Origin of the sequence: Dyella mobilis (genome assembly GCF_016904945.1) — a bacterium.
GTDB lineage: Bacteria > Pseudomonadota > Gammaproteobacteria > Xanthomonadales > Rhodanobacteraceae > Dyella_B > Dyella_B mobilis.
In genome coordinates, this window is sequence record NZ_JADIKF010000039.1 from 154,382 (window position 1) to 176,550 (window position 22,169).

At 62.8% G+C, this 22,169-nt stretch carries 23 protein-coding genes; 14 read left to right on the forward strand and 9 right to left on the reverse strand.

All coding sequences use genetic code 11. The features are described 5' to 3' along the window. Positions 1–44 precede the first annotated feature (44 nt). Entirely contained in the window at positions 45–1,553 is a 1,509-nt protein-coding gene (locus ISS99_RS11495) for a peptide MFS transporter (RefSeq protein WP_204631765.1), read from the forward strand. 58 nt (positions 1,554–1,611) lie between these two features. On the opposite strand, the gene ISS99_RS11500 is transcribed toward ISS99_RS11495, so the two are convergent. Continuing rightward, positions 1,612–2,085 carry a MarR family winged helix-turn-helix transcriptional regulator gene (locus ISS99_RS11500; protein ID WP_204631766.1) on the reverse strand — a complete coding sequence of 158 codons (474 nt, stop codon included), beginning with the start codon at positions 2,083–2,085 and terminating at the stop codon, positions 1,612–1,614. A 114-nt stretch (positions 2,086–2,199) separates the two neighbouring features. Here ISS99_RS11500 and hppD point away from each other — a divergent pair, with 114 nt between their 5' ends. From hppD to tpx, 4 genes are all read left to right on the forward strand, one after another. Further along, positions 2,200–3,294 carry a 4-hydroxyphenylpyruvate dioxygenase gene (gene hppD / locus ISS99_RS11505; protein ID WP_204631767.1) on the forward strand — a complete coding sequence of 365 codons (1,095 nt, stop codon included), beginning with the start codon at positions 2,200–2,202 and terminating at the stop codon, positions 3,292–3,294. 114 nt (positions 3,295–3,408) lie between these two features. Further along, a complete protein-coding gene (hmgA, locus tag ISS99_RS11510) occupies positions 3,409–4,707 on the forward strand; it encodes a homogentisate 1,2-dioxygenase (protein ID WP_204631768.1) in 1,299 nt (432 codons plus the stop codon). 95 nt (positions 4,708–4,802) lie between these two features. Continuing rightward, positions 4,803–5,786 (forward strand): fumarylacetoacetate hydrolase family protein, encoded by a 984-nt coding sequence (locus ISS99_RS11515; RefSeq protein ID WP_204631769.1) that lies wholly within the window; start codon positions 4,803–4,805, stop codon positions 5,784–5,786. A gap of 110 nt (positions 5,787–5,896) precedes the next feature. Then, positions 5,897–6,397 (forward strand): thiol peroxidase, encoded by a 501-nt coding sequence (gene tpx, locus ISS99_RS11520; RefSeq protein WP_204631770.1) that lies wholly within the window; start codon positions 5,897–5,899, stop codon positions 6,395–6,397. A 40-nt stretch (positions 6,398–6,437) separates the two neighbouring features. Here tpx and ISS99_RS11525 read toward each other — a convergent pair whose 3' ends face one another. Both ISS99_RS11525 and gap read right to left on the reverse strand, forming a co-directional pair. After that, positions 6,438–6,848 carry a group III truncated hemoglobin gene (locus tag ISS99_RS11525; protein ID WP_204631771.1) on the reverse strand — a complete coding sequence of 137 codons (411 nt, stop codon included), beginning with the start codon at positions 6,846–6,848 and terminating at the stop codon, positions 6,438–6,440. 110 nt (positions 6,849–6,958) lie between these two features. Then, entirely contained in the window at positions 6,959–7,972 is a 1,014-nt protein-coding gene (gap, locus tag ISS99_RS11530) for a type I glyceraldehyde-3-phosphate dehydrogenase (RefSeq protein ID WP_204631772.1), read from the reverse strand. 174 nt (positions 7,973–8,146) lie between these two features. Here gap and ISS99_RS11535 point away from each other — a divergent pair, with 174 nt between their 5' ends. Next, positions 8,147–8,611, forward strand: coding sequence for an OsmC family protein (locus tag ISS99_RS11535; RefSeq protein ID WP_204631773.1), 465 nt, complete (start codon positions 8,147–8,149; stop codon positions 8,609–8,611). 54 nt (positions 8,612–8,665) lie between these two features. Next, positions 8,666–9,475, forward strand: coding sequence for a S1/P1 nuclease (locus tag ISS99_RS11540; protein ID WP_204631774.1), 810 nt, complete (start codon positions 8,666–8,668; stop codon positions 9,473–9,475). An 8-nt stretch (positions 9,476–9,483) separates the two neighbouring features. Here the strand turns inward: ISS99_RS11540 and ISS99_RS11545 are convergent, their stop codons facing one another. After that, complete coding sequence (locus ISS99_RS11545) at positions 9,484–11,526, reverse strand: alpha/beta hydrolase family protein (protein WP_204631775.1); 2,043 nt, start codon at positions 11,524–11,526, stop codon at positions 9,484–9,486. 124 nt (positions 11,527–11,650) lie between these two features. Here ISS99_RS11545 and pyk point away from each other — a divergent pair, with 124 nt between their 5' ends. From pyk to ISS99_RS11560, 3 genes are all read left to right on the forward strand, one after another. Next, positions 11,651–13,126 carry a pyruvate kinase gene (gene pyk, locus ISS99_RS11550; RefSeq protein ID WP_204631776.1) on the forward strand — a complete coding sequence of 492 codons (1,476 nt, stop codon included), beginning with the start codon at positions 11,651–11,653 and terminating at the stop codon, positions 13,124–13,126. A 211-nt stretch (positions 13,127–13,337) separates the two neighbouring features. Next, positions 13,338–13,790 (forward strand): energy transducer TonB, encoded by a 453-nt coding sequence (locus ISS99_RS11555; RefSeq protein ID WP_204631777.1) that lies wholly within the window; start codon positions 13,338–13,340, stop codon positions 13,788–13,790. Positions 13,791–13,935: 145 nt separating this feature from the next. After that, positions 13,936–14,940 (forward strand): class I fructose-bisphosphate aldolase, encoded by a 1,005-nt coding sequence (locus ISS99_RS11560; RefSeq protein ID WP_204631778.1) that lies wholly within the window; start codon positions 13,936–13,938, stop codon positions 14,938–14,940. A gap of 87 nt (positions 14,941–15,027) precedes the next feature. Here the strand turns inward: ISS99_RS11560 and ISS99_RS11565 are convergent, their stop codons facing one another. Further along, a complete protein-coding gene (locus tag ISS99_RS11565) occupies positions 15,028–15,642 on the reverse strand; it encodes an outer membrane protein (RefSeq protein WP_204631779.1) in 615 nt (204 codons plus the stop codon). 274 nt (positions 15,643–15,916) lie between these two features. On the opposite strand from ISS99_RS11565, the gene tkt reads away from it, so the two are divergent. After that, on the forward strand, positions 15,917–17,911 hold the full coding sequence (gene tkt, locus ISS99_RS11570) for a transketolase (protein WP_204631780.1): 1,995 nt from the start codon (positions 15,917–15,919) through the stop codon (positions 17,909–17,911). Positions 17,912–17,966: 55 nt separating this feature from the next. Here tkt and ISS99_RS11575 read toward each other — a convergent pair whose 3' ends face one another. The 4 genes from ISS99_RS11575 to ISS99_RS11590 are packed head-to-tail and all read right to left on the reverse strand — an operon-like array spanning position 17,967 to position 20,100. Next, the gene (locus ISS99_RS11575) at positions 17,967–18,380 is read right to left on the reverse strand and encodes a hypothetical protein (RefSeq protein ID WP_204631781.1); all 414 of its coding nucleotides are present in this window, start codon (positions 18,378–18,380) and stop codon (positions 17,967–17,969) included. Next, on the reverse strand, positions 18,377–18,865 hold the full coding sequence (locus ISS99_RS11580) for an Mpo1 family 2-hydroxy fatty acid dioxygenase (RefSeq protein ID WP_239537912.1): 489 nt from the start codon (positions 18,863–18,865) through the stop codon (positions 18,377–18,379). The genes ISS99_RS11575 and ISS99_RS11580 overlap by 4 nt, the downstream gene beginning before the upstream one ends. Next, positions 18,865–19,197 carry a DMT family transporter gene (locus ISS99_RS11585; protein ID WP_204631782.1) on the reverse strand — a complete coding sequence of 111 codons (333 nt, stop codon included), beginning with the start codon at positions 19,195–19,197 and terminating at the stop codon, positions 18,865–18,867. Before ISS99_RS11585 ends, ISS99_RS11580 begins: the two co-directional genes overlap by 1 nt. A 6-nt stretch (positions 19,198–19,203) precedes the next feature. Then, a complete protein-coding gene (locus ISS99_RS11590) occupies positions 19,204–20,100 on the reverse strand; it encodes a phosphoribosylaminoimidazolesuccinocarboxamide synthase (RefSeq protein WP_204631783.1) in 897 nt (298 codons plus the stop codon). Positions 20,101–20,225: 125 nt separating this feature from the next. On the opposite strand from ISS99_RS11590, the gene ISS99_RS11595 reads away from it, so the two are divergent. The 3 genes from ISS99_RS11595 to rpe all read left to right on the forward strand — a co-directional run bounded on the left by ISS99_RS11595 (position 20,226) and on the right by rpe (position 22,111). Next, positions 20,226–20,549, forward strand: a complete 324-nt coding sequence (locus ISS99_RS11595; protein ID WP_204631784.1) for a c-type cytochrome — start codon at positions 20,226–20,228, stop codon at positions 20,547–20,549. Then, on the forward strand, positions 20,546–21,349 hold the full coding sequence (djlA, locus tag ISS99_RS11600) for a co-chaperone DjlA (RefSeq protein WP_204631785.1): 804 nt from the start codon (positions 20,546–20,548) through the stop codon (positions 21,347–21,349). Before ISS99_RS11595 ends, djlA begins: the two co-directional genes overlap by 4 nt. A 93-nt stretch (positions 21,350–21,442) precedes the next feature. Then, positions 21,443–22,111 (forward strand): ribulose-phosphate 3-epimerase, encoded by a 669-nt coding sequence (gene rpe / locus ISS99_RS11605; protein WP_204631786.1) that lies wholly within the window; start codon positions 21,443–21,445, stop codon positions 22,109–22,111. The last annotated feature ends 58 nt before the right edge of the window (positions 22,112–22,169 follow it).

Consider the following 22,169-nt stretch of genomic DNA (forward strand, 5'->3'; position numbering starts at 1 on the left):
CGCGCCCGTTACATCTTTTGAATCCACAGCCCAGGGGTATCTCCGTGAGTCAGAGTTCCGAAGCCGGTACGGTCGCCGCAAACGACTTTCCGCAATTGTTCGGCCACCCGCGTCCGCTGTGGATGCTGTTCATGACCGAATTCTGGGAGCGTTTCGCGTTCTACAGCGTGAGCTGGGCGCTGGCCTTGTACATCGTGGCGCAGTTCTACCACGGCGATGCTTCGGGTCAGGGCTGGGCCAGCGGCATCTTCGGCTCGTACACCGCTCTGGTCTATGCCTCGGGCATTTTTGGAGGCTACGTCGCCGACAAGCTGATCGGCTATCAACGCTCGATCCTGCTCGGCGCGCTGGTCATGGCAGCCGGCCTGTTCGCCATCATGTTGCCGAGCAAAGAGGCCATGCTGCTGGGCCTGGCGATGGTGGTGGTCGGCAACGGCCTGTTCAAACCGAATATTTCGTCGATGGTCGGCAAGCTGTACGCGCCGGGTGACGAGCGCCGCGATGCAGGCTTCACGTTGTTCTACATGGGCATCAATGCCGGCGCCTTCATCGCGCCGCTGGTGACCGGCTGGCTGGCCAGCTATTTCACCGATACCCCGATGGAGCAGAACTATCGCATCGTGTTTGGGGCGGCCGGTGCCGGCATGCTGCTGAGCCTGCTGTGGTTCTGGTTCGGCCGGCGCAGCTTGCGCGACGTGGGGCGCCCGGCGCCGGAAGCATCAAGCCGCATGCGCGTGCTGTGGGTGGCCGCGGGCGTGGTCGTGGCGATTCCGCTGGTGTATCTGCTGTTTTCCCGGATCGGTGCGGTCGGCTTGCAGTGGCTGCTCGGCCTGCTCTTCATCGGTGTCGCGGCGATGCTCATTATCGAGGCGATTCGCCACGACCGGATCCAGGTCGAGCGCGTCATCGCCATGATGATCATTTTCGTATTCAGCCTGCTGTTCTGGATGTTCTATTACCAGTTCGGCACGTCGTTCAATTTCCTGGCGGAAAACATCGTCGATCGCAAGATATTCGGCGGCTGGATGTTTCCGGTCGGCTGGTTTCAATCGATGACGCCGCTGGGCATCATCGTGCTGGCGCCGGTCATGGCGTTCGTGTGGTCGTTGCTGGCCAAGCGGCGTCTGGAGCCCTCGATTCCGCGCAAGTTCGGCCTGGGCCTGATCTTCAACGGCTTGGGGTTCCTGGTGCTGATCTATGCGCTGTCACACCTGGTGGATGGCCGCGGGATGATTCCGTTCTGGCCGTTGACCACCTGCTACATGCTGCAGACCGTAGGTGAGCTGAGTCTGTCGCCGATCGGCCTGTCGATGGTGACCAAGCTGGCACCGCCGCGCCTGGTAGGGCTGGCGATGGGGGGCTGGTTCCTGTCGATTGCCGTGGGCGGCAACCTCTCGGGCCTGGTGGCAGCACGCATCAGCGGCGAGACCGGCATGACCGCCGCCTCGGCGTTGAGCGGCTTCACGTTCTGCTTCTGGGTGCTGGGCGCTGCCGGTGTGCTGCTGCTGCTGATTTCGCCGCTGGTCAATCGGCTGATGCACGGCGTGAAGTAGTGGCCGGGCACGGCGAGAGGCGAGTGGCGAAGTCCGCCTGCTTCTCGCCGCGACGAATTTATTTCTGCTCGACCGGCTGCAGTTTGTCCAGAATTTTGGTCAGCCACTGCTGTTCTTCCTGATCCAGCTTCTCCAGCACCTCGCGCTCACGCGCACGCGCCATCGGCGCGACGTCGTCGTGGATCAACCACCCGGCCTCGGTAAGGCTCAGCACTGAGCGACGCTTGTCGCCATCATCCGTGTCGCGATGCACGCGCCTGGCCGCCACCAGGCGGGCCAATGCGCGGCTGACCGCCACCTTGTCCATCGCGGTGCGCTCGGCCACCTGGCGAGCGGAGAGCCCATGAAAACGGGCCAGCACCGCCATGACGCGCCATTCGGTCACGCTCAGGTCGTAGCGGCGCTGGTAATCGTCCGCGATCGCCTGACTCACCGTATTGGAGAGGATCGATAGCCGATAAGGCAGGAAGTGCTCCAATTCCAGGGGGGCGTGTTCGGCCCCGGCGGGAGCGGGCTTGCGCGGGTGGGACATTGCGGCAGTGTTCCTTGCAATTAGTTTCACATGTAACTATAACGTTGATCTTATCCCGATGGTGGCACGCTCCCGTGGCCGCCGTCGCGCATCGACTTTAGTCAGGAGAGCGCCATGAACGCCCAGCCCAATCTCGGCATGCAGGTCACCACCTTCGAAAACCCCATGGGTATCGATGGGTTCGAATTCGTCGAGTTTGCCGCACCGGCCGGCCGCAGTGGCGAATTGCACGCTCTCTTCAAGAGCATGGGCTTCACCGCCGTACTCAAGCACAAAAGCCGGGCGATCACGGTTTATCGCCAGGGCGGCGTGAATTTCCTGGTCAATGAAGAGCCGAACTCCTTCGCCGCCGATTTCGCCGCCAAGCATGGCCCTTGCGCGTGCGGCTTCGCGATCCGCTTCAAGAAGCCCGCTGGCGAAGTGCTGAAGGTGGTGCTGGGCAATGGCGGCGAGGCATCGACCGACAAGGCCGAAACCAAGGCCGTGAACGCGCCGGTGGTGAAGGGCATCGGCGATTGCATGCTTTACCTGGTGGATCGCTACGGCAGCGCGGGCAACGTCTACGACGGCGACTACGCGCCGATACCGGGCGCCGATCAGGACCCGGCCGGATTCGGCCTGACCTTTATCGATCACCTCACGCACAATCTCTATTTCGGCAACATGCAGAAGTGGTCCGACTACTACGAGCGCCTGTTCAATTTCCGCGAGATCCGCTACTTCGACATCAAGGGCGCCAAGACCGGCCTGGTGTCCAAGGCGATGACCGCTCCGGACGGCATCGTGCGCATTCCGCTCAACGAATCGAGCGACCCCAAGAGCCAGATCAACGAATACCTCGATGCCTACCATGGCGAAGGCATCCAGCACATCGCCTGCTTCACTGACAACATCTACGACACGGTGGAAGCGATGCGCGCAAAGGGGGTGGAATTCCTCGATACGCCGGAAACCTATTTCGACGTGATCGACATGCGCATTCCCAACCATGGCGAAGACGTGCCGCGCCTGGCCAAGAACAAGATCCTGATCGATGCCGATCAGGAAACCAAGCAACGCAAGCTGCTGCAGATTTTCACCCAGAACAACATCGGCCCGATCTTCTTCGAAATCATCCAGCGCAAGGGCAACGAAGGTTTCGGCGAGGGCAATTTCCAGGCCTTGTTCGAATCGATCGAGCGCGATCAGATGAAGCGCGGCGTGCTGTAAGCACGGCATCGATCTTTCCCGGGGCGGATGGGATGCCCGTCGTTCTAAAGTAGATCCTCACCGCACCTCTGCTCCGCTGGAACAGAGGTGTTCTGACAAAGAGTGACGCGTGTAATGGAATCGAAGGGTTACCAATCCGGCTTCGGCAACGAGTTCGCCAGCGAAGCGATCGAAGGTGTCTTGCCCAAGGGCCAGAATTCGCCGCAGCGCGTCGCGCACGGACTGTATGCAGAACAGTTGTCGGGCAGTGCTTTCACCGCACCCCGGCACAGCAATCGCCGCAGCTGGTTGTATCGCATTCGGCCGGCGGCGATGCATCAACCTTTCCAACCGCATCCGCACGCCACCTTCCACAACCGGTTTGACGAGGCGCCGGCCACGCCCAACCAGCTGCGTTGGGATCCGTGGCCGATGCCGAACAAGCCCACGGATTTCGTCGACGGTCTGGTAACGCTGGCCGGCAACGGCGGCCCCGCCGAGCAGGCAGGTTGCGGTATCCACGTGTATGTGGCCAACAGCCCGATGAAAGGGCGTTTCTTTTACGACGCCGACGGCGAGCTGCTGATCGTGCCGCAGCAGGGAAGGCTGCGCATCGCTACCGAAATGGGCGTGCTCGAGGTCAAGCCGCTCGAAGTGGCGGTCATTCCCCGTGGCGTGCGCTTCCGCGTCGAGCTGCCAGACGGCGAGGCTCGCGGCTACGTTGCCGAAAACTTCGGTGCCTTGCTGCGCTTGCCGGACCTGGGTCCCATCGGTGCCAATTCGATGGCCTTGCCTCGCGATTTCCTCACCCCGCACGCGGCCTACGAGGACGTGGAAGGGGATTTCGAACTCATCAACAAGTTCCAGGGTTCCTTGTGGAGCGCACGCATCGGCCATTCGCCGCTGGACGTGGTGGCGTGGCATGGCAACTACGCGCCCTACAAATACGATCTGACTCATTTCAACACAGTCGGCTCGATCAGCGTGGATCATCCCGATCCGTCGATTTTCACCGTGCTGACCTCGCCTAGCGATACGCCCGGGACGGCGAACGCAGACTTCGTGATTTTTCCGCCGCGCTGGCTGGTGGCCGAGCACACCTTCCGCCCCCCGTATTTCCACCGCAACGTGGCCAGCGAATTCATGGGGCTGATTGAAGGTGTCTACGACGCCAAGGCCGGCGGCTTCGCCCCGGGCGGCGCGAGCTTGCACAATTGCATGAGCGGTCACGGCCCGGATGCGGCCAGTTTCGAAAAAGCCAGTGTCGCCGACGTGAGCAGGCCGGACCATCTCACTGGAACGATGGCTTTCATGTTCGAAACGCGCAAGGTGATCCATCCGACCCGCCAGGCGCTCGATGCCCCGCAATTGCAGCACGACTACTACCAGTGCTGGCAGGGCATCGCCAAGCACTTCGATCCGAACCGCGCGTAAAATAGCCGGTCAGTTGCGCGCCGTCGTCGAACCGCAGCCACCGTCAATCAACGATGTAATGGGCTGCCTATCCAGGCAGCCGATGGAGCAAACGCATGAAACTGGGCAGTCTGAAAGAAGGTGGCCGCGACGGCACGCTGATCGTGGTCAGCCGCGATCTGAAGCATGCGGTGAAAGCGGCCGGCATTGCGGCAACCTTGCAGGCTGCGCTGGATGACTGGTCCAACGCGGCACCGCGTTTGAACGCCTTGTCCGATCAGCTCAACGAAGACAAGGCAGCCGGTGCGTTTGTGCTTGACCCCGCTGCACTGGCCTCGCCGCTGCCGCGCGCCTATGAATTCGTCGATGGCAGCGCCTACCTGCCGCACGTCGCGCGCGTCCGTCGCGCGCGCGGTGCAGAAGTGCCCGAGTCCTTCTACGTCGATCCGCTGATGTATCAGGCCACCAGTGCCGGCTTCCTCGGTCCGCGCGACCCGGTGGTGGTGCCCAGCGAAGACTACGGCATCGACCTGGAAGCCGAGGTCGTGGTGGTGACCGACGACGTGCCCATGGCGGCGACGCCGGAGCAGGCCGCCAGCCACATTCAATTGGTGGGCCTGGTCAACGATGTCAGTCTGCGCGGCCTGATTCCGGGTGAACTTGCCAAGGGGTTCGGCTTCCTGCAGTCGAAGCCGCGCTCGGCGCTGTCGCCGGTGCTGGTGACGCCGGACGAGCTGGGCGATGCCTGGCAGGGAGAGAAGTTGCATCTGCCGATGCGCACGTGGCTCAACGGCCAATGGTTTGGCGAGGCCGAGTGCGGCGTGGACATGCAGTTCAATTTTGCGCAGTTGGTGGCGCATGCTGCCAAGACGCGCCCGCTTACCGCCGGCACCATCGTCGGTTCCGGCACGATCGCCAACGAAGACACCAGCAAGGGCGCTTCCTGCCTGGCCGAGCAGCGGACGGTGGAAACCCTGCGCGACGGCAAGCCGAGCACGCCGTTCCTGAAATTCGGCGACACGTTGCGCATCGAGGTGACCGATAAGCATGGCGCTTCCATCTTCGGCGCGATCGAGCAGGTGGTCGCACCGCTGAAATGAGGTTTGCCGTCCCGGTCCGGATGGCAACGTCCCGACCGGAGCAGGTGACGCGCCGCCGCGGCGGCGCTATCTTCGGGTGATCGCTTCCTCACAGACACCAGGAGTTCCCCATGTCGCAAGTCACTCTCAAGGGCAATCCGATCCAGGTCGATGGCCAGCTCCCGGCGGTCGGTGCGAACGCTCCCGCTTTCAGCCTCGTTGCGAAAGATCTGTCCGACGCGACGCTCGCCAGCTTCAGCGGCAAGCGCAAGGTGCTGAATATTTTTCCGAGCGTAGATACGCCGACTTGCGCCACTTCCGTGCGCCAGTTCAATGAAAAGGCCAGCCAGTTGAACAACGCCGTGGTGTTGTGCATCTCGGCCGATCTGCCGTTTGCGCAGGCGCGCTTCTGTGGTGCCGAAGGCCTGAGCAACGTCGTCACGCTGTCGACCATGCGCGGCCACGATTTTCTCAAGCATTACGGCGTGTCGATCAGCTCGGGCCCGCTCGCCGGTTTGGCGGCGCGCGCCGTAGTGGTGCTGGACGAACACGACAAGGTGCTGCATACCGAGCTGGTTGGCGAGATCGCGCACGAACCCAATTACGACGCGGCGCTGAAAGTGCTCGGCTGAGTTTTGATCGGCTCTTCCTGCCAGTAGGCAGGAGAGCCGATTACTGGCTGCCGACGATGGGAATGCCAAGCGTGCGCGTACCCAATTGCTCCGGCAAGCCAAGCCCCAGCCGTAGGCTGCGGCCAATGCGGTCGGCATGTTCGATCATCAACTTGGCGTCGGCTTCGTTCAACAGCTCGCGCGTAGTGGCTTGCCACAGTGTCAGCCATCGTTCGAAATGCTCGGCCCGGATCGGTTGCGTGCGGTGCACCGCCATCGGGTTGCCGCGATAGCTGTTGGCGCGCAGGGCTACGGAGCACCAGAACGATGTCAGCGTGCGCTTGTGTTCGTCCCAGTCGTCCACTGCGGCGTTGAAAACGGGGCCAATCAACGGATCGGCGCCGACTTTGTCGTAAAAGCGGTCGACCAGCAGGGCAATCTTTGAAGCATCGAGCGTGGGGGCGTCTTGCATGTCCCCATGATAATACTGGTGAGGCAGCGATGCCTCGTGGCAAGGCGCCGCTGCTTCAAGCAAGAAAAAAGCCGGGCAGAGCCCGGCTTTTTTAGACACCGCGCGACCGCTTACTTGGCCGAAACCAGCGCCTTGGTCATGTCCAACATGCGGTTGGAGAAGCCCCACTCGTTGTCATACCAGCTCAGCACCTTTACCAGCGTGCCGCCCATGACGCGAGTCTGGGTGGCGTCATAGATGGACGAGTGCGCATTGTGGTTGAAGTCGATGGACACCAGCGGCTTGGTGTTCACCGCCAGGATGCCCTTCAGCGCGCCGTTGGCGGCTTCGTTGATCACAGCGTCGATTTCTTCCTTGGTGGTGTTGCGGGCGGCCACGAAGGAGAGATCCACCACCGACACGTTGATGGTCGGCACGCGCATGGCAAAGCCGTCCAGCTTGCCGTTGAGGTCCGGCAGCACCAGGCCCACCGCAGCGGCGGCGCCGGTCTTGGTCGGGATCTGCGAATGCGTGGCCGAACGGGCGCGACGCAGGTCGGAGTGATAGACGTCCGTCAGCACCTGGTCGTTGGTGTAGGCGTGAATGGTGGTCATCAGGCCGTGCACGATGCCGATCTTGTCGTGCAGCACCTTGGCCAACGGCGCCAGGCAGTTGGTGGTGCAGGAGGCGTTGGAGATCACCTGGTGCGCGGCAGTGATCTTGTCGTGGTTGACGCCGAACACGAAGGTGCCGTCGACATCTTTGTCGCCCGGGGCGGAGATGATCACCTTCTTGGCGCCTGCGGTGAGGTGCGCGCCGGCCTTGGCCTTGGAGGTGAACAGGCCGGTGCACTCCAGTACCACGTCCACGCCCAGCTCGCCCCAGGGCAGCTTGGACGGATCGCGCTCGGCGCAGACCTTGATGCGGTCGCCGTTGACGATCAGATCGCCGCCATCCACCGAGACTTCGCCCGGGAATTTGCCGTGGGCGGTGTCGTACTGGGTGAGGTGCGCGTTGGTCTCGGCATTGCCGAGATCGTTGATCGCGACGATCTGGAACTCGTTCGTGCGACCTCCTTCATACAGCGCGCGCAGAATATTGCGGCCGATGCGACCGTAACCGTTGATGGCGACCTTGATGGCCATGGGACAGCGTCCTCCGAAGTGATGGCGGGCAGCAAAGCGGCGGTCCTGACGGCCCGCCGAAACACGCAGTTTAGCTCGGATTGGGGGTCTCCCTCACCCCGGGGCTGGTTCAGGCCGGCCGGGCGAGGCACGATCGGCCAGGCAAACCCAATCCCCAAGCCGGAGCGTCTTCCCATGAGTGATGAGCAATTTGTCGAGTTGAGCCTGGAGCAGGTCGAAGATTACGAGTTCAGGGTGCGGTTCGATGGCACCGCCATCCCCGACCTGATCACCGACGAAACCGCCCCTCTGGGTGGGGAGGCAGGGCCCAACCCCTCGCGGCTGCTGGCCGCCGGGGTAGCCAACTGTCTCGCCGCAAGCCTGTTGTTCGCTTTGCGCAAGTTCAAGAATTCGCCTGGCAAGCTGACTGCCAAGACGCGCGCTACGCTTGCGCGCAATGAGCATGGGCGCTTGCGTATCACGCACGTCGCCGTGGAACTGCAATTGGCCGATGCCGTCGCGGCGCTCGAGCACGTCGACCGGGCGCTGGCTCAGTTCGAGGATTTCTGCATCGTCACCGAAAGTGTCCGGCAGGGCATCGCCGTGGAGGTCAGTGTGCGCGATGCGACCGGTAACGTGGTGCACGCCAGTACGGTCTGAACGTCACGTGGTCTATGGCAAGATGCCGGGTCATCACCCAGGGGGTTCTCCGTCATGCTTTCTGTTCGCCGCCTTTCCCTTGTCTTGATCGCTGCCTTGGCCGTGGCTCCGGCAGCACGAGCATGGGGACCCCTAGGCCACAGCGTGGTGGCTGAATTGGCGCAGCGCCATCTGAGCCCGGTTGCGGAAGCTGAGGTGGAGCACCTGCTGGCCTTGGACCACACGCAGTCGCTGGCCGACATCGCCAGCTGGCCGGACGAGATCCGCAACGATCCGAAGCAACAGACCTTGTGGAAGCAGACCCGCGGGCTGCATTACATCGATTTCGACGGCGATTGCACGTACACGCCGCCGCGCGACTGCAAGGACGGGCAATGCGTGGTGGAAGCCATCTCCCATTACATAGACATCCTGGGCGATCGCAGCCAGTCGGATCAGGCCCGGTTGCAGGCGCTGAAGTTCGTGGTGCATTTCATCGGCGATATCCACCAGCCCTTGCACGCGAATTACCAGCAGGACGCCGGTGGCAACAAATATCAGGTGCAGTTCCAGGGGCAGGGCACCAATCTGCATCGCGTATGGGATTCGGGCATGCTCAGTACGCGCAAACTGGATTGGAAGGGCTACGCGGCCTTGCTCGATTCCGAAGGTTTCGCCCCGCTACCGCCGCCGATTGCGCCGCTCGCCAATGCGCCCGCCCAGTGGGCCGAAGAATCCTGCCAGATTACCCGCAACATCTATCCGGCCAGCCACAAGATCGACCAGGCGTATGTCGATGCCGAACTGCCGGTTGCCGATACGCGGCTGCGCGAAGCCGGGCGGCGTCTTGCCGAGGTGCTGAACCTCACCTTGCAGAACGGCTGAAGTGCCGATCAGGGGCTGCTGGTTCGCGCCTGTTTGATGGAGGCAGGCCCATCGGTGCCGATGTGGCTGTCGAGGAAATCGACGATCTTTGCGTAAGCTTCCTGCCGATGTTCGGGCAGGAAGAAACCGTGTCCTTCGTTGGGCTCGAGCAGCGTCTGGACGTGCTTGCCATTTTGCTTGAGCGCCTTGGCAAGTTCCTCGAAGTTCTGTACAGGCGCGCGCTGGTCTTCTCCGCCATGGATCAGCAGGATGTCCGCCTTGATGCGGCCGACGCCACTCAAGGGCGAGCGACGTAGCAGGTCGCCCGGATCGGAGCCCAGGGCGAGCTTGAGGTAGGCGTCGCCGCGATCCGTTTGCTCGGTGTCGCTATGGGCCAGCTGCACGCGCAAGTCGTAGACTCCGTCGTAGCCGATGGCGCATTTGTAGAGATCGGGTTCGCGTACGGCGCCTTCCAGTGCGGCGTAGCCGCCATAGCTGGCGCCGTAGATGCAGATGCGTTGCGCGTCGGCATAGCCCTGGCGGATCGCCCACTTGGTTGCATCGGTGAGATCGTCCTGCATGCTCAGGCCCCATTGCCGGAAACCGCGTGCGATGAAGTTCACGCCATAGCCGCCGGAGCCGCGATAGTTCACTTGCAGCACGGCATAGCCGCGATTGGCGAACAACTGGACTTCTCCGTCGAACCCCCATTGGTCGGAGATGCCGTGCGGCCCGCCGTGCGGCAGCACGATCAGCGCAAAGGGTTCCTTGCCCGCCGGCAAGGTGAGGAAACCATGCAGCAGCAACCCGTCGCGGGTGGTCAACGAGATCGCCTGCATGGGGCGCATCTGGCGCGGATCGATCCAGGGCATCGCATTGAAAAGATGCGCTGCTTGGTGCGTATCGAGGTCGAACAGGTAATAGTCGCCCGGGTTGCGGTCGCTGACGACGCGCACCAAGGCATGCTTGCCGTCGCGCGTGAAGCTGGAGAAATAAGCCAGCTGGCCGGGGAAGTTCGCGGCCAGCGCCTTGCTCAGTCTGGTCTCGACACTGTTTTCGTCGATATAAAAAAGCTTCTTCTCGCCGTCCTGGGTAATCACGGCGTAGTAGTCCAGGCCGTCGGCGGTGGACAGCAGCTCGCCTGGGTCGGCGAATGGGCCCTGGTAGACCATGGTGAAGGTGTGGCTGGCAAGATCGAGCCGTTCGATCGCATCCGGGCGATCACCGTGCGCCATGCGCACATAAAGCTGGCTGTTGTCGCGGTTGAAGCCGATGGGAACGAACTCGATTCCCGATTTGTCCGGGTCGTTGAGCACGGTCCAGGCATCGCTCGGCGTGGCGCGCAGCCAGACCTCGTCGCCGTCGTAATGATTGTCCGCATAGGCCACCCGCACCCGTCCCGCGTGGTCGGCCAGCAGCTTGGCGTTGCGAACGGGCGAGGTGCCTTGACTGATCGTGAGGCCATTGCGCACGTCCAGCACTTCAGCGGACGTGTAGCTTCCCTCCCGCTCGTTGGTGAAATCGTTGGCGGCGATGAGAATCTTGTTCTCGCCGACGGGACGGCGGCTGATCGGGGTGGCAAAGGCATCGCGCTTTTGTGCCAGGTGAATCAGGGTGCCGGTCTGCATGCCGCCTGCGCGGTAGCCGAACAGGTCGGCCCGATCGCTGCCATCGATGTTGATGGCGAACAGTTCGCCGGTGGGCATGGGCGTGTCGAAACCGCCGCGCTGAATCGCCACGGTCGCCACGATGCGGCTGTCGCTGGCCCAGAAGTAATCGGCAATCAGCATGGAAGGGCCGGAGCTCAGCAGGTGCGATACCTTGCTTGTCTTGGCATCGATGATGGCGATCAGGTTGCCGTAGGGATTGTCCGGTTGCGGCATCAGGGCAGCGAAGTAGCGGCCATCCGGCGAAAGGGTGACTTTGTCAAAATCCGGGTGACGGATGAAAGCGCTCGTGGGGATGGGAACGTGCGCTTGCGTATCTGATGCGGCAGCAGCGGCCGGAGCGCTGCGCAAGATCAGCATGCTGGACGCCAGCGCGAGCGTTGAGCCCCATTTACGTCTATCCATCCATTTCTCCTTTCGGACTTTTGCGGCAATGCGTCACGTCATGCATTCGAATGCACGCGCTTGGCCTTGCAGGATGCGAGTGTAGTTCTGTTAGTCTCTGAGGACGAATCCGAATATTGAAACGATGACTACCGACACTCATTCCCGCCGCACCAAGATCGTTGCAACCCTGGGCCCAGCCACCGACGCGCCGGGCATGCTCGAAAAGATCATCACCGAAGGCGTAGACGTCGTTCGCCTCAATCTCTCTCATGGGCAATCCGACGATCATCGCGCCAGAGCCGCAGCAGTGCGCAAGGCGGCGGAGAAGGTAGGGCGCGAAGTGGGTGTCCTTGCGGATTTGCAGGGGCCGAAGATCCGCGTGGAGCGTTTCGCCAATGGTCCGGTCGAATTGCGCGAAGGGGATCCGTTCGTGCTCGATTGCCGCGTCGACGCTCCCGCGGGCGACGCAACCCGCGTGGGTGTGAGCTATCTGGGGCTGCCCGGCGACGTGAAGGCCGATGACGTGCTTCTGCTGGACGATGGCCTGGTGGCCATGAAAGTCGAAGAGGTCGTCGGTACGGAAGTGCGTTGCCGGGTGGTGATCGGCGGTCGTCTTTCCGATCGCAAGGGTTTGAATCGCCAGGGCGGCGGTTTGTCCGTGTCCGCCCTGTCGGAGAAGGACAAGGCGGATATCAAACTGGCCGCCGAAATCGGTGCGGATTTCCTGGCCGTGTCCTTCGTGCGCTCCGGTGCGGATATGGAGCAGGCGCGCCGCCTGTTGCACGAGGCCGGTGGCAAGGCATCGCTGGTGGCCAAGATCGAGCGCGCCGACGCCATTCCCGTATTGGGCGAAATCATCGACGCCTCCGACGTGGTGATGGTGGCGCGCGGCGACCTGGGCGTGGAAATCGGCGACGCCGAGCTGCCGGGCCTGCAAAAGAAAATCATCCGCGAGGCGGTGCAGCGTAACCGTGCCGTCATCACTGCCACGCAGATGTTGCAGTCGATGGTGCGCTCGCCGATTCCTACCCGCGCCGAGGTGCTCGACGTGGCCAATGCGGTGATCGACGGCACGGATGCGGTGATGCTGTCCGAAGAGTCCGCCGCAGGTGCGCATCCGGACAAGGCGGTCGCAGCATTGCGCCGCATCTGTCTTGGTGCCGAGCGCCAGTTCGAGCCCAAGGAAGACCTGACCACAACTGCCGGGCATCGCCTCGACCGCACCGATCAGGCGATCGCGCTCGCGGCCATGCTGCTGGCCAGTGAGGTCGGCGTGCGCGCCATTGTGGCCTTGACCGAATCGGGCGCCACCGCGCAGTGGCTTTCCCGCTACCGGAGCGCCGTGCCGATTTATGCCTTGTCGCCCTTCGACGATGCGCGTCGCCGAATGCTGGTATTTCGCGATGTGCAGCCGGTGAAGTTCACCCACGACACCTTGAACACCTCGGTTTCGGCTCGCGAGGCGGTGCGCCAATTGTTTGCGGCAGGCAAGCTGTCGGAGGGCGATCGCGTGGTGGTCACGCATGGCGACCACATCGGCCGCGGTGGCGGTACCAATACCCTGAGACTGCTTTCCGTCGGTGCGGACGGCATGGTCGAGAGCCTGCGCGATCTGTAAAGAGGGCGGGCGCCCCGTAGTGCCGATGCGCTACGGGTTCGCTAGGGCCTGTTAGCACTATTTTCGTAGCCCGCGTTGTCGTTGAGCGGCCGTCAGGTGGTAGTGCTTGGCTGACGCGCAAACAATTCCCAGCGCGGGCCACGAAAATAGTGCTAACAGGCCCTAGACTAGAGCGCGTCCCCAACTCGAATCGATACAGCGGAGGTATGTCATGCGCGCTTTGACTCTTTTCGGCCAATCTTTGGTAGTGGCCGCTGTCCTGGCCGCCGGCATGCCTGCGGTCGCTCAGGAAATGCGCAAGGTTGCCCCGGAGCAGCTCGACCACGACTGGATTCTGATCAACAACCGCCAGCAAGGTCTCTCGGTCGATGTGCCCAATAGCGGTGTGAACATCGACAAGCCCGGTTGCGTGGCAGTGGCCTACGAAATCGGAGAAGACGGCAAGCCGATGAATCTCAAGGTCGCCAAGATGAATCCCCCTAGCGATCTCGGCAAGGCGGCCATCAGTGCGGTTTCCCAGTTCCGCTATGGCCCGTCGCTGACCAACAAGAGCGAAAACCCGGTCGCCACGTACTACATCGTTCCCTTCAACGGACCGGACGACAAAGCCCAGCAGGCCGCCTTGATGGCCCCCTGCAAACTCCCGGGCTACGGGCAGGGCTAAGCAGGCTCCGCCGAGGCGTTCCGCCGGCCTCGGGCACCGTCCCGGCCGGTTAGGGCTATAATCGCGCCTTTTCTACCTGACCGCCCGCACGGGTGGCGTCCCTCCCTTGCGGCCGCGAGCCGCCAAAGTTTCACGGAGTCGTCCAATGAGCATTGAAGATCTCGAGAGCATCGCCCTGGCGATGGTCGCGCCCGGCAAGGGCATCATCGCCATCGATGAATCGACCAACACCATCAAGAAGCGCTTCGAGGCGGTCGGGATTGAAAACACCGAAGAAAACCGCCGCGCCTACCGTGAGCTGCTGCTCACCGCGCCGAGCCTCTCCGATCACATCTCCGGCGCGATCCTGTACGACGAAACCATCCGCCAGTCGACCAAGGACGGCGTGCCCTTCACCCAGGTGATGAAGAAGAACGGCATCATCCCGGGCATCAAGGTGGACAAGGGTCCCGTGCCGCTGGCCGGTTTCCCGGGCGACGTGGTCACCGAAGGCCTCGACGGCCTGCGCGAGCGCCTGGCTGAATACGTCAAGCTTGGCGCCCAGTTCGCCAAGTGGCGCGCCGTCATCAATATCAGCGAAGACAATCCCAGCTCCACCGCCATCGAAGCCAACTGCCATGCGCTGGCCCGCTACGCTGCCCTGTGCCAGGAAGCCGGCCTGGTGCCGATGGTCGAGCCGGAAGTGATCATGGACGGCGACCACAGCATCGAAGTCAGCTACGAAGTGCACGAAGCCGTGCTGCGCAGCCTGTTCAACGCGCTGTACGAGCAGAATGTGCTGCTGGAAGGCACCATCCTGAAGGTCAGCATGGTCATTCCGGGCAAGGATGCAGAAGACCAGGCCAGCGTCGAGGAAGTGGCCGAAGCGACCGTCCGCGTGCTGAAGACCACCGTGCCGGCCACCCTGCCGGGCATCGTGTTCCTGTCCGGCGGCCAGACCGACGAGCAGTCCACCGCGCACCTCAATGCGATGAATCGCATGGGCCCGCATCCGTGGCCGCTTTCCTTCTCTTACGGTCGCGCCATGCAGCAGGCTGCATTGAAGCTGTGGTCGAAGGACATGAAGGCCAACTACGCCGAGGCCCAGAAGACCGTGGCCGCTCGCGCCAAGGACAATGGCCTTGCCGCGCTGGGCCAGTGGAAGGGCTGATCGCCTTTCCTGTTCGAATATTTCCGGTTCGGATAGAAGAAAGGGCGCCATCGGCGCCCTTTCTTTTTTGCTTCGAGCAACGAGCGATCAGAAGCGGTATTCGCCCGCGACCGTCACGGCATTGGTCTGCAATTGCACACCCTGGTTGCCGCCCTTGCTGGTGGCGTCGTAGTAGTTGTAGTTCACGCCGACGCTGAAGTGCTGGTTGACGTTGTAGCCCACGCCCACGCCGGCGTAAGGACGCACTTGATTGAAACGCTCGGTCGGGGTGTTGAACGCATAAGCGTTGTTGGTCAGGCCCACGCCCTGTGCATAGAAAGCACCGGCACGAACTTCAGCGTACCAGTCGGGGTTGAAGTTCCAGCGCAGGTTCGCGCCCAGGGTCGGCGCATGGAAACGGCCGCGCAGCGAGGAGTCATTGCCAAAACCGTTCTTCGCGTTGACGAAGCCCAGGTACTGGTAACCGGCTTCCACACCCACCGAGGTTTCCGGATTGATGGCAAAGCGGTAGCCGCCCTTCACGCCACCGATGTAGTTGCCCTTGTTGTCGTAGGCACCCTGGTTGACCAGGCCGTAACCGGCTTCGGCACCCACGTACCAGCCCTGCTGGGCGGTCTGGGTGGGGGCGCTCTGCGCGAACGCGGCAGGCACGGCGGCAAGGCTGAGGGTGGCGAGAGCAGCAGCAAACAGCGTCTTTTTCATGGGGAATTCCTTATTTAACTTTTGGTATCCAGGCTCCGGCGCCTTGGGGAGAGGTGATGCCGGGCTGGGCATCCGTTCGCTGACGGTGCCGAACCATTAGATGGGGAAGCCGCTGAAGGGTTTCAATACCAGTCGGTACAATATTAAGTCGTCGTTAAGGTCAAGGGCTCGTCCGAAAGAAATTTCCTATGCAGATTGGGAGTCGTGGGCGACAGAACGGACCTGATCGGGGACAATGAGCGCTTTACGCTTTCATTCCCGGAGATTTCTTTCGATGACCACGCGCCGCGAACTCGCCAACGCCGTCCGTGCCCTTGCCATGGACGCCGTGCAAGCCGCCAACTCCGGCCATCCCGGCATGCCCATGGGCATGGCCGACATAGCCGAAGTGCTGTGGAACGACTTCCTGAATTTCAATCCCGGCAACCCGAAGTGGCCCAATCGCGACCGTTTCGTGCTCTCCAACGGCCACGGCTCGATGCTCCAGTACGCACTGCTGCATCTGACCGGGTTCGACCTGCCGATGTCCGAACTCAAGCGCTTCCGCCAGTGGCACTCGAAGACGCCGGGGCACCCGGAGGCGGCCGATACCGCCGGTGTGGAAACGACCACCGGCCCGCTGGGGCAGGGCCTGGCCAATTCGGTGGGCTTTGCGCTTGCCGAGAAGGTGCTGGCCCAGCATTTCAACCGCCCCGATCACGAGATCGTCGATCACCACACCTTCGTGTTCGTGGGTGACGGTTGCCTGATGGAAGGCATCTCGCACGAAGCCGCCTCGTTGGCAGGTACCTGGAAGCTGGGCAAGCTGGTTGCGATCTACGACGACAACAACATCTCGATCGACGGCGAAGTGGAAGGCTGGTTCACCGACGACACCGCCAAGCGTTTCGAAGCCTATGGCTGGAACGTGATCGGCGTGGTCGATGGCCACGATGCCGAAGCGGTAAAGAAGGCGCTGGCCCAGGCGACCTCGCAGAGCGAAAAGCCGACCCTGGTGATCTGCAAGACCATCATCGGTTTCGGCGCTCCCCACAAGGAGGGCAAGGAAGAATCGCACGGCGCGCCGCTGGGCAAGGACGAAGTCGCCGCCGCGCGCGACGTGCTCGACTGGCGTTCCCCTCCGTTCGAGATTCCCGCCGAGATCTACGCCGGTTGGGATGCGAAGAAGAAGGGCGCCGAGCGCGAGCAGGCGTGGAACGATGCCTTCGCCAAATACGAAGCGGCCTATCCGGAGCTCGCTGCCGAATTCCGTCGCCGCATCGTCGGCGAATTGCCCAAGGACTGGGCCAGCAAATCGCAGGCTTACGTCGAAAAGATGCAGGCGGAAGGTCCGGATGTGGCCTCGCGCAAGGCCTCGCAGATGGCGCTCGACGCCTTCGGTCCGCTGCTGCCGGAAATGGTCGGCGGTTCGGCCGACCTGGCCGGTTCCAACCTCACCATGTGGAAGGGCAGCAAGAACATCACCGGCCAGGACGGCAATTACGTGCATTACGGCGTGCGCGAATTCGGCATGAGCGCGATCGCCAACGGCATGGCGCTGCACGGCGGCTTCCTGCCTTACGACGGCACCTTCCTGGTGTTCTCCGATTACGCACGCAATGCGGTGCGCATGAGCTGCCTGATTCCCGCGCACGTCGTGCACGTCTACACGCATGACTCGATCGGCCTGGGCGAGGACGGCCCCACCCATCAGCCGATCGAGCACGTCGGTTCGTTGCGCCTGATTCCGAACAATCGCGTGTGGCGTCCTTGCGATGCGGTGGAGTCAGCCGTGTCCTGGAAGGTGGCGATCGAGCGCAAGGGCAAGCCCTCGTGCCTGATTTTCTCGCGCCAGACGCTCAAGCACCAACAGCGCACGCCGCAACAGGTGGCCGATATCACGCGCGGCGCATACGTGCTTTCCGATCCGGCGGACACCAAGTTCAAGGCCATCCTGATCGCCACCGGCTCGGAAGTGGAGCTGGCGATGGAAGCGGCCCGTACGCTGGCCCAGCAGAACGTGCCGGTGCGCGTGGTGTCGATGCCTTGCACGGAAGAGTTCGACGCGCAGCCGCAGGAATACCGTGAAGCGATCCTGCCGGGCTGGTGCCGTGCGCGTGTTGCGGTGGAAGCGGCCAGCGCGGACTTCTGGGGCAAGTATGTCGGCCTGGACGGTGAAGTGGTCGGCATGACCACCTTTGGCGCCTCCGCGCCGGCACCGGTGCTGTTCGAGAACTTCGGATTCACCGTCGCCCACGTCGTGGACGCCGTGAAGCGGGTAATCGGCTAAGCGCAGCGATGCAACGGCGTCATCCCGGAGTTTCGGGGTGACGCCGATCGCGGGATCAGGTGCTGGCGAGTGTCGTGGCGACGCCGAAGCCGACCACCATGATCACGGCCATCGCCATGCACGCACTGCCAAAGCGAATGCGCCGTGCGTCGGTGCGCGGAATCAGGCGCCACAGTGCCAGCACGCCCACGACCATTGAAAGCGCCTGGCTGATGCGGAAGGCGTCGTTGTTGAGCAGCATGCCAAGCGGCGCGTGCTGCACACCCAGATGGATGGCTATGGCGCCACCGAGCAGCAGTACGAACAGGCTCCAGATCAGGCAGGCCAGATAGGTGCGATTGAAAACCACGGCGGTTCCCTCGCTCCAGCGCAGCACGACCCAGGCGATCAGGCTGGGCAGCACGGCGCCCACGCTGCTGCCGAGTACCCACCAAATGGCGCTGCTGAGCAAGGCGAGCAGATTGGTCACGTGTTTTCCCTGAAGCCGAGGCGACGAAGCAGTTTATCCATCAACCAGGCCGGGCCGATCAAGAGGTAGGCAAGGTCGGTAAGAAAGCTCGGGCGGCGTCCTTCGATCAGCTGCCCGATGAACTGGCCGATCCACGCAACGACGAATACGGCAACGCCGGCCCGCAACAGCCACGCCATTCCCCATTGCTGGGCGATCCAGGCGCAACTGGCGGCAAACAGCGCGAACACGATCAATAGCGCCGCCGCCAGCCGGTGCGAATGTTTCCAATACCAGGTGAAAGCCAGCACGATCGCCAGCACCGCCCACGAACCCGGGCGAAACCAGGCTTGCGGTACCGGGATCGTCCACATCATCGCGAGGGCGCTCCAAACGATGGGTGGCACACAGAACCAGTGCAACAGCCGATTGGTGGGATGTTGGTGATCTCGACCGTAGCTGTCGAACCAATCGCCCATGCTGCGAACGTCCAGTCCCGGCGCCATCAGTGCGCGCTGCTCTTGGACAGCAAGTTGAGCACCAGTACGCCGGCGACAATCAGGCCGATGCCGGCGATGGCAGGCAGATCCAGCTTTTGCTGGTAGAGCACCACGCCGATCAAAGCCACGAGGGCGGTTCCAGCGCCCGACCACACGGCGTAGGCAACGCCCAGCGGCATTTGGCGCAGCGTCATGCTGAGGCAGAAAAAGGCCACGCCATAGCCGACGATCACCACGATGCTGGGCACCAGATTGCTGAAGCCGTTCGAGGCCTTCAGCGCGCTGGTGGCGATGACCTCGGCAACGATGGCGAGGCCCAGGGTCAGCCAGGAATTCACGGTGGTTCAGTCCAGGGTGATGCCGGCCAGACGCTGCAGCGCCTCCGCGTATTTCGCCGCCGTCCCGGCAATCACGCTGGTCGGGACATTCGGGCCGGGAGCCTTCTTGTTCCAGTCGAGCGTTTCCAGGTAGTCGCGCACGAACTGCTTGTCGTAGCTGGGCGGGCTGATACCGACCCGGTATTGATCGGCCGGCCAGAAGCGCGAGGAATCGGGCGTGAGCATTTCGTCCATCACGTATAGCTTGCCGTCTTCATCGGTGCCGAATTCGAACTTGGTGTCGGCAATGATGATGCCGCGCTCGGCGGCGTACGCCGCGGCCCACTTGTAGATGGCCAGCGTGGCATCGCGCACCTGCTCGGCCAGATCCTTTCCCACCGCCGTCACCACGGCATCGAAGCTGACGTTCTCGTCGTGATCGCCTACGGCGGCCTTGGTGGACGGCGTGAAGATGGGTTCCGGCAATTGCTCGGCCTGGCGCAGCCCCGTCGGCAGCTTGATGCCGCAGAGCGAGCCGGTGGCCTGGTAATCCTTCCAACCGGAGCCGATCAGGTAGCCGCGTGCGATGGCTTCCACCGGTACCGGCTTCAGTCGCTTGGTGACCACGGCGCGTTTGCCGTACAGCGCCAGGTCGACTCCTTGCGGCAGCACTTCGTCCAGCGGCGTATGCAGCAAATGGTTGGGCATGATGTGAGCGGTCTTGCCGAACCAGAAATTGGAAATCTGGGTAAGCATTTCGCCCTTGCCGGGAATCGGGTCCGGCAGCACCACGTCGAAGGCGGACAGGCGGTCGGTGGCGACGATCAGCAAGCGATTGCCGGACAGGGCGTGGACGTCGCGCACCTTGCCGCGATGGATCAGCTCGAGGCCGGGCAGGTTCGATTGCAGCAGGGTGGTGGGCACGGTGCGCTCCGATAGATCGACGAGCTGGCTATTGTAGCGGCCCGGGCGGCATAGACCCAGGCGGAATGGATCAGAACACCCCTACACGCTGCTAGAATCGCTGCCTTTATATCCTTGCGTTGCCGATGCGTACCCCATTGATCGCGGCACTCGGTCTGATCTGTGCCTTGCCAGCGTTTGCCGCCGATATGCCGCCCAAGCCGGTGCGACTGGGCTTGTGTGCAGCGTGCCATGGCGAAAAGGGCATGGCGCAAATTCCGGGTGCGCCAAATCTGGCCGGTCAACGGGCGGATTACCTACGCAAAGCATTGAAGGACTACCGCGACGGCAGTCGCAATGTCCCACTCATGCGCGCGGCCATTGGCCCGGTCAGCGACGCCGACCTGGATCAGCTGGTGCGTTGGTATAGCGCACAAACCCCGCAACCACAGGCTGCTGCGCAACCATGAGCTACGTCTATACCTTCTGGTTCGCCATGGCGGGCCTGCTGCTGGGCCATGGGCTGGTAGGCGCGGGAGTCGGTGCGATTGTCGGTTTCGTGCTCGACAATTTGCGTTTCAGCCAGCGCCGCAGCGCCACGCCTGAAGCGGGCGGTTATGTCTCGCCGCTGTTTGCCTTGTTGGGGGCGATTGCGAAATCCGACGGCCGGGTCTCCGAGGCGGAAATCGCGATCGTCGAGCGCGTGATGACGCGCATGGGGCTGGATGCCGATGCGCGCCAGCAAGCGATCAGGAGTTTCAACGAAGGCAAGCAACCGGAGTTCGACGTCACCCGGCCAATCAATGAGCTGCGCCAATGGGTGGGTCTGCGTCGCGATCACGCCTTTCCGGTGCTCGACGTGGTCATCGAGACGGTGCTGGCCGAAGGCAATCCGCCGCCAGAGAAGATGGCCATCCTGCGCCAGCTGGCCTTTGCCTTGCGCATCAGCGACATGGAATTGATGGCACTGATGGCGATGAAGGGCTATGTGTGGCAGGGAGCGGCTGGACGGAGCGGTTATGGCGGCTACGGCGGCGGCTATGTACCTCCGCAGCGCAATACGCAGGGGCCCGATCCTTATGCGGTGCTCGGCATTCCCCGTGACGCGGATGATCGCGCCATCAAGCGCGCCTACCGCAAGCTGATTTCCGAACACCACCCCGATCGCCTGGGCGACCTGCCCGAAGACATGCGCAAGCGGGCCGAGGCCCGGGCCAGCGAGATCAATGCCGCTTACGAGCGAATCAAGGCGGAGCGCGGTTTCAAGTAGGGCCAGGCGCGCCGGTCCCTGTAAAATGTCGGCCTTCGCGCCGAGATATCAGCGCTCCGCCATTCTTCTGCCTTACCGTTTTATAGGTCACCCATGAGCAAGCAATCTGCCGTCATCGCCCCTTCCATTCTTTCCGCCGACTTCGCGCGGTTGGGGGAGGACACCGCCAAGGTACTGGCTGCCGGAGGCGATTGGGTGCACTACGACGTGATGGACAACCATTACGTGCCCAACCTCACCATGGGTCCGATGGTGCTCAAGGCGCTGCGCGACTACGGCATCACGGCACCCATCGACGTGCACCTGATGGTGAAGCCGGTGGATCGCATCGTGCCGGACTTCGCCAAGGCTGGCGCCACCCGCATCAGCTTCCATCCGGAAGCCACCGAACACGTCGATCGCACCATTGGCCTGATCAAGGATTCCGGCTGCGAAGCCGGCCTGGTCTTCAATCCGGCCACGCCGTTGAATTGGCTCGACCACGTGCTCGACAAGCTCGACCTGGTGCTGATCATGTCGGTGAACCCCGGTTTCGGCGGGCAGAAATTCATTCCCGAAGCGCTGCACAAGCTGCGCGAGGTGCGTCGCCGCATCGACGAGAGCGGCAGGCCGGTCCGGCTCGAAGTGGATGGCGGCGTGACCGCCGACAACATCGGCGAGATTGCCGCGGCCGGGGCCGATACCTTCGTGGCCGGTTCGGCCATTTTCGGTGCGCCCGACTACCAGGCAGTGATCCGCAAGATGCGCGCCGCGATCGCTTGATCGCCAAAGAAAAACCCGGCACAGGGGGAAATCCGTGCCGGGCAGGAGGGGCGTCGGA

Coding starts and splice junctions, on each gene's coding strand:
- ISS99_RS11500 (WP_204631766.1), bottom strand. CDS start 2,085: ATGTCCCACCCGCGCAAGCCCGCTCCCGCCGGGGCCGAACACGCCCCC.
- hppD (WP_204631767.1), top strand. CDS start 2,200: ATGAACGCCCAGCCCAATCTCGGCATGCAGGTCACCACCTTCGAAAAC.
- hmgA (WP_204631768.1), top strand. CDS start 3,409: ATGGAATCGAAGGGTTACCAATCCGGCTTCGGCAACGAGTTCGCCAGC.
- ISS99_RS11515 (WP_204631769.1), top strand. CDS start 4,803: ATGAAACTGGGCAGTCTGAAAGAAGGTGGCCGCGACGGCACGCTGATC.
- tpx (WP_204631770.1), top strand. CDS start 5,897: ATGTCGCAAGTCACTCTCAAGGGCAATCCGATCCAGGTCGATGGCCAG.
- ISS99_RS11525 (WP_204631771.1), bottom strand. CDS start 6,848: ATGCAAGACGCCCCCACGCTCGATGCTTCAAAGATTGCCCTGCTGGTC.
- gap (WP_204631772.1), bottom strand. CDS start 7,972: ATGGCCATCAAGGTCGCCATCAACGGTTACGGTCGCATCGGCCGCAAT.
- ISS99_RS11535 (WP_204631773.1), top strand. CDS start 8,147: ATGAGTGATGAGCAATTTGTCGAGTTGAGCCTGGAGCAGGTCGAAGAT.
- ISS99_RS11540 (WP_204631774.1), top strand. CDS start 8,666: ATGCTTTCTGTTCGCCGCCTTTCCCTTGTCTTGATCGCTGCCTTGGCC.
- ISS99_RS11545 (WP_204631775.1), bottom strand. CDS start 11,526: ATGGATAGACGTAAATGGGGCTCAACGCTCGCGCTGGCGTCCAGCATG.
- pyk (WP_204631776.1), top strand. CDS start 11,651: ATGACTACCGACACTCATTCCCGCCGCACCAAGATCGTTGCAACCCTG.
- ISS99_RS11555 (WP_204631777.1), top strand. CDS start 13,338: ATGCGCGCTTTGACTCTTTTCGGCCAATCTTTGGTAGTGGCCGCTGTC.
- ISS99_RS11560 (WP_204631778.1), top strand. CDS start 13,936: ATGAGCATTGAAGATCTCGAGAGCATCGCCCTGGCGATGGTCGCGCCC.
- ISS99_RS11565 (WP_204631779.1), bottom strand. CDS start 15,642: ATGAAAAAGACGCTGTTTGCTGCTGCTCTCGCCACCCTCAGCCTTGCC.
- tkt (WP_204631780.1), top strand. CDS start 15,917: ATGACCACGCGCCGCGAACTCGCCAACGCCGTCCGTGCCCTTGCCATG.
- ISS99_RS11580 (WP_239537912.1), bottom strand. CDS start 18,865: ATGGCGCCGGGACTGGACGTTCGCAGCATGGGCGATTGGTTCGACAGC.
- ISS99_RS11595 (WP_204631784.1), top strand. CDS start 20,226: ATGCGTACCCCATTGATCGCGGCACTCGGTCTGATCTGTGCCTTGCCA.
- djlA (WP_204631785.1), top strand. CDS start 20,546: ATGAGCTACGTCTATACCTTCTGGTTCGCCATGGCGGGCCTGCTGCTG.
- rpe (WP_204631786.1), top strand. CDS start 21,443: ATGAGCAAGCAATCTGCCGTCATCGCCCCTTCCATTCTTTCCGCCGAC.